Genomic DNA, 8842 nt, shown 5'->3' with positions numbered 1-8842 from the left:
GTTTCGGGGGTGGGGAGAGGGCCGACCTTCATCGGAATCAAAACCTCGGGGAGGAAACGCCTCCAGCGGCTCCGCCCATGGTCGCGGAAGGGCCCTGCGAAGTCAAAGCAACCAGGGCACCGCGCCGCGATTTCAGGAGGGCGAAAACGACCTCAGCGGACCTCCAACACGAAGGCCTGGGACTGCACGCCCGGCAGCCCCACGGCCTCCGCGAGCGCTGGGTCCAACTCGTTGGGCAGCCGCCACGTCTGACCCGTGGACTGCAGCAGGGTGACGCTGTAGCGACCCGGGGGCACGGCCGCGAGCGGCGCGGGCGCGGCGGGGTCGCGCGCGTCCAGAGCGAGTGCGCGGATGGCCACCACCAGCTGCGGAACGAAGACGGGCTGCGGGCGGGGCTTCCCTTGTTCGTCGAGCAGCGCGGCGAGCAGGGGATCAGGCGAAAGGCCCGCCGCCAGCACCGTCACGTCCGGCTTGCCGTCCTTGCCGCCACTCACGCGCGCGTAGTCCACGCCCTCCTCGTCCACCACGCCGTCGCGGTTGAGGTCGTTCTCATCCACGTAGCCCGTCACGCCTTCCGCCAGCTTGCGGACGATGACGCGCGGCCAGAAGTCCGGCACGCCGTCGCCGTTGGCGTCGTCCGGGACGCCGTCCTTGTTGGCGTCAATCAGCTGCACCCAGAAGCCAGGAGGCCGCTGATCCACCGCGCCGGTGAGGACCTGCGGCGTGAGCGTCAGCGTCTTCATGGGCGTGGTCGCGGTGTTGAACTCGCGCGGGTCCGCGGTCTGGAACGCCGGCCGGTCGAAGGGGACGGTGGCCGAGTCAGCGAAGGACACGGAGACACCGCTGAGCGGCTGGGGCCAGCCGTCCGCGTCCGTCGTCACTTCCAGGACGCGCGTGGCGCTGGTGATGGGGTCCACCGCGCCGCCGCCCACGTCGCCCGCGTTGGGCTCGGAGGTGACGCCGTACCAGGGGTTGAAGTCGGGCACGTGGCAGGGCTGCGGGATGTTCCGGCAGGTGTCCGCGTCGATGAAGCCGCGCAGGAGGTAGCGGCCCGGCTCCACCAGGCTCAGTGAGAACGGCGCGGTGAACGGGCCCGTGGAGCTGTCACCCATGGCCGCGCCGAACAGCTCCGCGGCGGTGATGACGGTGAAGGCCAGCGGCCGGCCGGAGCCCGCGGGCGGCGGCGGGTTGGCCGCGTCGTAGATGAACACGATGGCGTTGCCGCGCGCGCGCGACTGCACCACCAGGCTGCCCTCGATGCGGGCCGAGCGCGTGTGCTGGCGGCCGTCCGCGGTGGGCACCACGTCCGGGGCATCACAGCCGCCAGACAGCAGCGACGCGAGCGTGAACGCGAGGAAGGGAAGGGCGCGCTTCATGGGGTCACCGTGAGGTTGGCGAACACGCGCCGCTCGATGCGGTTGCCGAAGGGGTGCTCCGCGTGACTGCCACCGAGCTGGCTGCCTTGCAGCGCCACGGAGACGAAGTCCTTCACCACGGTGTAGCCCACGCGGGCGTTGACGACGGTGTACGCGGGGAGGTTGTTGGCGATGAGGTCCACGCGCGTCGGGTCGGACGCGGAGGGCTCGCGCTCCACCCAGGTGGTGGAGGTCGTGAACGCCGCTTCGATGCCGAACTCCAGGTCCGTGCGCGTGCGGTAGGTGACGCCGCCGAAGAGGCGGAAGGCCGGCGTCTGGCTGCACGTGCCGCACTGGCCTTCGTCCGGCAGGTCGGAGCTGACGTGCTGGTACGCGGCGCTCGCCTTCACGCCCAGGCCGTCGATGGGGGACACGTTGATGCCCGCCTCGACGCCGCGCGCGGTGTAGATGGCGGCCTCGTTGGTGAACATGGAGCGGCCCAGCAGGTAGTTGCCGGTGCCGCTGTCGTAGGACTCGCCGGCGGGCAGGGGCTGCACGGGCGACAGGGCGATGAGGTCCTTCACCGTGTTCTGGTACAGGGCCACGTCCCAGTCCAGACCCAGGCGCGGGGACTCACCGCGCCAGCCCAGCTCCAGCGCGTTGAGGCGCTCGGGGCGCAGCGTCCGGTTGCCGGTGGTCAGCAGGCTCACGCCGTTGACGCCCGGCACGGGCACGGGCAGCCGGGTGTAGCTCTCCAGGAACGTGGGCTCGCGGAAGGCGGTGGCCACGGACGCGCGGAAGGCGTGCCCTTCAATGGGCTGGAACACCGCGGACAGGCGCGGCGACTGCGCGATGCCCGGGTTGCCCTTGTCGAGCAGCGGGTGGCGGTCCACGCGGTAGCTGACGATGAGGCGCAGGGGCTGCACGATGCGCCACTCGTCCTGGACGAAGGCCGCCGCGTGGAACTCCTCGCGCAGGTCGTCCAGGTACTGGAAGGCCACGCGCTTCAAGCGGCCCTCCACGCCGATGTTCACCTGGTGCTCACCGGCCAGCTCGAAGCCGCGCGCGTACAGCGCTTCACCGTTGAAGACGTTGGACGCGACGCTGGTGCTCAGCGAGCGCTGGCCAATGGCCTCGTACTGCGGGCCCGCGTCGCCGGACAGGTGGTTCCAGAACGCCTTGAGCTTCACGGCGCCCAGCTCCACGTCGGCCTTGGCGTACGCGCCCAGGCCGTCGATGTAGTAGTTGCGCAGCAGGCCCAGCGGATAGATTTCCGTCAGGTAGCGGTGCACGCCGCCGGAGAGGCCAATCGCCCGGCCCTCCTCGAAAGAGTAGACGGTGGACAGGTTGGCGCGAGCCCCGCGCTGCCCCAGGTCCGGATCCGCGGGCCCTTGCAGGGCGAAGTCCGGACGGCCGCTCTCGTAATCGCGGCTCCACTTGTCCTGCTGCTGGTAGGCGGCGGACGCGCGGTAGCGCAGGCTGCCGTTCTGGCCGTGGCTGACGAACGAGCCCTGCACGGTGTTGCCGCCGCCCGCCATGGCGCTGAAGCGCGCGCGCCGGCCGGTGCCGGGGGCCTGGGTAATGATGTTGATGACGCCCAGCATCGCGTTGGCGCCGTACAGCGCGCTGCCCGGACCGCGGATGACCTCGATGCGGTCGATTTCTTCCAGGCCGATGGGCAACCCCGCCCACACCGTGAGGCCGAGGAAGTCCTGGTACTCGGTGCGGCCGTCCACCAGCACCAGCACCTTGTTGGCCAGTCGCTGGTTGAAGCCGCGCAGGCTGACGTTGGCGCTGCCCACGCCCATGGCCATCACGTCCGCGCCGGGCACGCGGCGCAAGAGTTCCGGCAGCGTGGTGGCGCCCGACAGACGGATGTCCTCCGCGGTGATGACGGTGGTGGCGTTGGGCGCCTCCAGCGAGGACTGGGCGCGGCGGCTCGCCGTCACCACGCGCTCTTCGTACGGCACCAGGCCCTGGTCACCAGAGGTGTCGCCGGACTCGGCGCTGGAACTGGAGCTGGCGGTGGGGCCGGGCGTGGCCGAGGGCTGCTGCGAGCCCTGGGGCTGGGCGGTGAGCGACTCCGCGCGGTTGACGGCCTTCTCCAGCCGCTCCATGAGCGTGGCCAGCTGCTGCTGGGCCTGGATGCTCGTGGGGGGCGGCGGCGGCATGGGCAGGCCGGTGGTGCCCGTCGTGCCGGTCTCGGTGCCGGGGGTGGGCGCCTCCGCCTGGGCCGCCTTCTGCGTGGACTCCAGGCGTGTGACCTGGGCCTGCACGTTGGCGGTGTCCGGCGGATTGGAGGCGAGGTAGCGCTTGTAGGCATCCAGCGCTTCGTCCAGCCGGCCCGCGTCCTGGTACGCCCGGGCGATGTTGTAGAGGACGCTGGGGTGCGGCTTGATGTTGTAGGCCTCTTCCAATTCGGCGATGCCCTCATCGAACTGCTTCTGTTCGATGAGGTTCATGCCATTGCGGAAGTGGCGGCGCGCTTCAAGTCGCGCGTCCGCCAGGGCCTCGGTCGCGCAAAGACACAGCGCGAGGAGCGCTCCACGTCGGAAGGCTGTCGGGGGATTCACTGGTACGGATCGTCCTTGTACGAGGAACCCGGAGCCTTGGGGGAAGGCTTCGGTCCCTGCTTCTTGATGCGCGGAAGCTTGATGGAGACGTTGACGGTGGTGCCCGGCTCGCCTGCGTACTTCTTGCTGACGGTCTGGTAGCCGTCCATCGCGAACGACACCTCCACGGACGCGAGGCCCGGGCCGTCAGGGGTGTGGGTGATGACCATCGGCGTCGTGCCACGCACCTGGCCGTCGAGCATGATCTCCGCGCCCTGGGGGTCGCTGTCCAGGTCGAAGCGCACGGTCCGGGGGGCGGCTGGCGGCGGCGTGACGGCGGTCTCCGCGACGGCCGTGGGCTCGCGAGCAGGGGGCGGCTGCGCGACGGGCGTGCGCGCCACGGGGGCGGACTCGACCGGATCCACCGGGGGCTTCTGGGCGCCGCGCAGCACGAAGATGCCCGCCACGCCCAGCCCCACGATCAGGGACGCGCCGAAGAGGGCGATGCCCAGACCCTTCCTGGACTTCTTCTCCGCAAGGCCACCGGCCTCGTCCACGGAGATGTCCAACGCCATGGTGTTGGGCGCGGGCGTGGGGCCGGAGCCCAGCGCCTGGTGGGGGCCGGTGTGGATGCCGCTGTGCGGACCGCTGTGGGGGCCGGAGCCCACCGCGTTGAGGCCGGTGCGCGTGGCGAAGACGCCGCTGACGCCGGACGCGGACGCGGCGGAGCGCATGCCCTGGAGCACGGCGTCCATGGACGCGTAGCGGTCCACGGGGCGCTTGGCCAGGCACTTCATCACCAGCGCCTCCACCTCGGCGGGCACGTTGTGGTCCGGCCACACGGTGTAGAAGGGAGGCGGCGGGTCGTTGATGTGCTTGACGATGACGTCGATGCTCTGCGCCGCCTGGAAGGGCGGCCGGCCCATCAGCACCTGGTAGAGCACCACGCCCAGGCTGTACACGTCGCTGCGCGGATCCGCGATGTTGCGCGCCTGCTCCGGCGCCATGTACTGCGGCGAGCCCAGGATGACGCCCGCCTGCGTGAGGGTGGTGTCCTCCTTCATGGAGGCGTCCCCCGAGAAGGACTTCACCAGGCCGAAGTCCAGGACCTTCACCACGTCGTGGTCGGCCTCCTGGTTGAGGACCATCACGTTGGCGGGCTTGAGGTCGCGGTGGATGAGACCGACCTTGTGCGCCTCGCGCAGCGAGCGGGCCACCTGCTGACCGATGGCGAGCGTGCGCTCCCACGGCAGCGGCCCTTCCTGGGTGAGCAGCTGCGACAGCGTCAGCCCCTCCAGGTACTCCATGGCGATGTAATAGATGCCGTCTTCCGTCTTGCCGTAGTCGATGACGGTGACGGTGTTCGGATGGCGCAGCTTCGCGGTGACGCTGGCCTCCAGGAAGAAGCGCTTCTGGAAGCCGGGGTCCTTGCCCTCGCCGCTGTACTGCGGGTTGAGGACCTTGAGCGCCACCAGGCGGTCCAACGGGGCCTGCATGGCCTTGTAGACGCGGCCCATGCCTCCGGCGCCAAGCGTCTCCAGGATGCGGAAGCGCTCGTTGAGGATCCGCCCGAGCAGGGGATCCGGCACGTCGGCGGGCGCGCCCTGGCGGCGGGCGTCGCTTTCGATCATGTGTTCCCCCAAGGTGAAGAGAAGGACCGCATACGTCGTTTCAGACCCGGCGGATGCTAGCACCGCCTTTGAAAACCGCCCAAGAGACGTGCCGCTATCATCGCCGCGCCCCGGCGCCGAGTTTCCGGCCCGCGAGGCACGCTCGCACTCCCGCACCTCCCGTGCGCATCGCGTCCCCCGGTGGGGGTTGGAAAACGAGGAAATCAGCGTCCGTTGCCGCACAGTTCGTGGCAGCTGGTGCGTCGCGTCATCCCCGGTGACAGGGACTCGGGCGGGTTAGGGTTTCCCGCATGAATGCCAGGCTGTCCTCGCTGTTGTCGTCGGCGCCGCGGTATCCGCGGCGGGTGGTGTGCCTGACGGAGGAGACGACGGAGGTGCTCTACCGCATTGGCGCGGGGGACCTGGTCGTCGGCGTGTCGGGGTTCACGGTGCGGCCTCCGGAGGCGCGCAAGAAGCCGAAGGTCAGCTCGTTCCTGGACGCGAACTTCGAGCGGATATTGGAGCTGAAGCCGGACCTGGTGCTGGGGTTCAGCGACCTGCAGGCGGACATCGGCCGGGAGCTGTGCAAGCGCGGGGTGCCCGTGTACCTGTTCAATCAGCGCTCGCTCGCGGAGATATTGCAGGCGGTGCGGCTCACGGGGGCGCTGGTGGGACGGGCGGAACCCGCGGAGGCGCTGGCGGTGGAGCTGGAGAAGAACCTGGAGCGTCACTCGGACGCGGCGCAGTCCCTGCCGAAGCGGCCGCGCATCTTCTTCGAGGAGTGGCACGAGCCGCTCATCTCCGGCATCCGCTGGTGTTCGGAGCTGGTGGAGGTGGTGGGTGGGGTGGACGTCTGTCAGGAGTCGCGCGCGTCGCAGGGGGCGAAGGGCCGCATCTTCGACCCGGAGGAGGTGGCGAAGCGCGACCCGGAGGGCGTCATCGCCAGCTGGTGCGGGCGCAAGGCGAAGCGGGAGAAGATCGCCTCCCGGCCGGGTTGGGCCAGCGTGCGGGCGGTGGTGGAGGACCAGCTCTACGAAGTGAGGAGCTCGTACATCCTCCAGCCGGGGCCGGCGGCGCTGTCGGACGGGGTGGATCAGCTGGCCCGCATCGTGGCGGCCATCGCGAAGGGGGAGAAGCTGCCCATGGCCCGGCCGGGAGACCTGCGCACCGCGCTGGGGTGAGTGGAGGCTGGCGGCAGGCGCGGCGCATGACAGGATGCGCGCGTGCCGCTCTCACTGCCCGTCCTGCTGGTCACCGTGCTCGTCGCGACGGGCACGTCGTCGGGGCAGACTCCTCCGAAGGAGGTTTCCGGCAAGCCACAGGACGTCGTGCCGCCAGATGCGCCGGTGCGCTCGCCGGACGTCGATCCGTCGGGCGTGTCGAACACGGACGTCGCGCCGCCGCCCCGCTCGGAAGAGGTGCCGGTGGGGCCGGCGGGCCCGCAGCCGCCCGTGGTCACCACGGACGCGGAGCGCACGAAGAACTACGAGGAGGCGCTCATCGCCTGGGGTCTGGGCGAGGTCGAGCGCCAGGTGGAGCCCGCGCCCCAGGGCAAGGTGCTGGAGGAGGTGCTCGTCACGGCGGAAGAGGTGGTCGCGCCGATGGATCCGTATCCATCGCTGCTCAACATCTTCCACGTCCGCACCCGCGATGAAGTCGTCCGCCAGGAGGTGCTGATTACGCCGGGGCAGCCGTACTCGGAGGCGCTCGTCGCGGAGTCGGTGCGCAACCTGCGCAAGCTGGGCCTGTTCTCCGTGGTGCGCGCGGTGCCGGTGAAGGGGAGTGCTCCGGACAAGGTCGCGCTGCTGCTGGTGACCAAGGACCTGTGGTCGCTGCGGCTCAACAACGAGTTCTCCGCAGTGGGCTCGCTGCTGCTCTACCTGCGCTTGCAGGGTACGGAGCAGAACTTCCTGGGGCGCGGCAAGAAGGTGGCGCTGGACTTCATCATGCGCCTGGACACGTTCAGCTTCGGCCAGAGCTACACGGACCGGCGTGTGCTCGGCAGCCGCTGGTCGCTGACGGAGTCCGCCGCGGTGCTCATCAACCGCGACACGGGGCGCGCGGAGGGTTCGCGCGGGAGCCTGGTCGTCAGCCGGCCGCTGTATTCGCTGGCCACGCCGTGGAGCCTGAGCACGTCCGTGGCGTGGAACATGGAGACCGCGCGGCAGTTCCGGGGCGCGGACATCTGGCAGCTCCCGTTCCCGGACGGCGAACCCGTGCCGTACATCTACAACGCGCGCGAGGTGGCCGCGGGCGCCACGTACACGCGCTCCTACGGCCAGCGCTACAAGTGGAACGTGGGCATGGGCGCGGGGGCCTATCACTACGCCTACGCCGCGCCGGTGGCGTCGCAGCTCACCGACGCGCAGACGGACTGGTTCCGCCGCAACTACCTGCCGCGCGCGGAGGACGCGGGGTACGCGAACTTCTCCCTCAGCGCCTTCGAGGCCCGCTACGACGTGCTTCGCAACGTGGACTCGTACGCGTTGTCGGAGGACTTCCAGCTGGGGCACTCGGTGCTGGCCACGCTGCGCTACGCGCCGCCGGTGTTCCCGTCCGCCGCGCACTTCGCGGAAGGGGGACTGTCCCTGCGCTACCGCGTGCACTGGGGTGACGCGCTCACCACCGCGTCCGCGGCTGCGTCCATCCGGCAGCAGATCAGCGCCAGTCAGCCGGGCGTGAAGGAGGGCTGGACGAACCGCCGGTGGGCCGCGGAGCTGGTGCAGGTGTCGCCGCGCGTGCTCGGGGGGCGCTTCGTGGCGCGAGGCCTGCTGGACGTGAACATCGACGACCTGTCCGAGCGCGTGAGCCTGCTGGGCGGCAGCAACGGCCTGCGCGGCGCGGGTGTGGATGCGTACTCCGGCAGGCGGCTCTTGCTGGTGAATCTGGAGTACCGCACCGCGCCGCTCGTCGTGCGCACGGTGCACGTGGGCGGCGTGTTCTTCCTCGACTCGGGCAGCGCGTTCAACGAGCGGCCGGAGATGGTGACCACCGTCGGCGTGGGCCTGCGGGTGCTGTTCCCCCAGTTCAACGTGTTCCCGTTCCGCATCGACTTCGGCTACGTGCTCAACGGCGACCGTCCTCCCGTGGGCAGCCGCCTGTCGCTCAGCAGCGGGCAGGTGACGGACTACCGGCCCAACTTCCTCGACTCGCCCTGAGGGGATGAGAAAAAATTAACGATTCTGATGCATCCAAAGTATGCATAAGCGCTGCTGTGCGAGCATGAATCGCCATGGCGGGGAGCAAACGGCCGCGAGTGCGTGTGCTCCGGCCGAAACGGACGCAGGTGCTGGCGGCTCGGACCTACGAGCAGTTGGTTGACCGA

General features: G+C 70.1%; 5 protein-coding genes. 2 read left to right on the top strand and 3 right to left on the bottom strand.

What is annotated here, in order from left to right:
• Nucleotides 1-152: 152 nt before the first annotated feature.
• The 3 genes from D7Y11_RS39595 to D7Y11_RS39585 are packed head-to-tail and all read right to left on the bottom strand — an operon-like array spanning nucleotide 153 to nucleotide 5538.
• The gene (locus tag D7Y11_RS39595; RefSeq protein WP_126936280.1) at nucleotides 153-1376 is read right to left on the bottom strand and encodes a hypothetical protein; all 1224 of its coding nucleotides are present in this window, start codon (nucleotides 1374-1376) and stop codon (nucleotides 153-155) included.
• Complete coding sequence (locus D7Y11_RS39590; RefSeq protein ID WP_199753931.1) at nucleotides 1373-3928, bottom strand: TonB-dependent receptor; 2556 nt, start codon at nucleotides 3926-3928, stop codon at nucleotides 1373-1375. Before D7Y11_RS39590 ends, D7Y11_RS39595 begins: the two co-directional genes overlap by 4 nt.
• A complete protein-coding gene (locus tag D7Y11_RS39585) occupies nucleotides 3925-5538 on the bottom strand; it encodes a serine/threonine-protein kinase (RefSeq protein ID WP_126936279.1) in 1614 nt (537 codons plus the stop codon). The genes D7Y11_RS39590 and D7Y11_RS39585 overlap by 4 nt, the downstream gene beginning before the upstream one ends.
• A 290-nt stretch (nucleotides 5539-5828) precedes the next feature.
• On the opposite strand from D7Y11_RS39585, the gene D7Y11_RS39580 reads away from it, so the two are divergent.
• Together D7Y11_RS39580 and D7Y11_RS39575 are read left to right on the top strand one after the other, a co-directional pair.
• A complete protein-coding gene (locus tag D7Y11_RS39580; protein WP_120577117.1) occupies nucleotides 5829-6698 on the top strand; it encodes a cobalamin-binding protein in 870 nt (289 codons plus the stop codon).
• Between the two features lie 42 nt (nucleotides 6699-6740).
• Nucleotides 6741-8675 carry a BamA/TamA family outer membrane protein gene (locus tag D7Y11_RS39575; protein ID WP_120577116.1) on the top strand — a complete coding sequence of 645 codons (1935 nt, stop codon included), beginning with the start codon at nucleotides 6741-6743 and terminating at the stop codon, nucleotides 8673-8675.
• Nucleotides 8676-8842: the final 167 nt, after the last annotated feature.

Origin of the sequence: Corallococcus sp. AB018, assembly GCF_003986945.1 — a bacterium.
Classification (GTDB): domain Bacteria; phylum Myxococcota; class Myxococcia; order Myxococcales; family Myxococcaceae; genus Corallococcus; species Corallococcus exiguus.
This window is presented reverse-complemented; position numbering and strand designations above follow the sequence as displayed.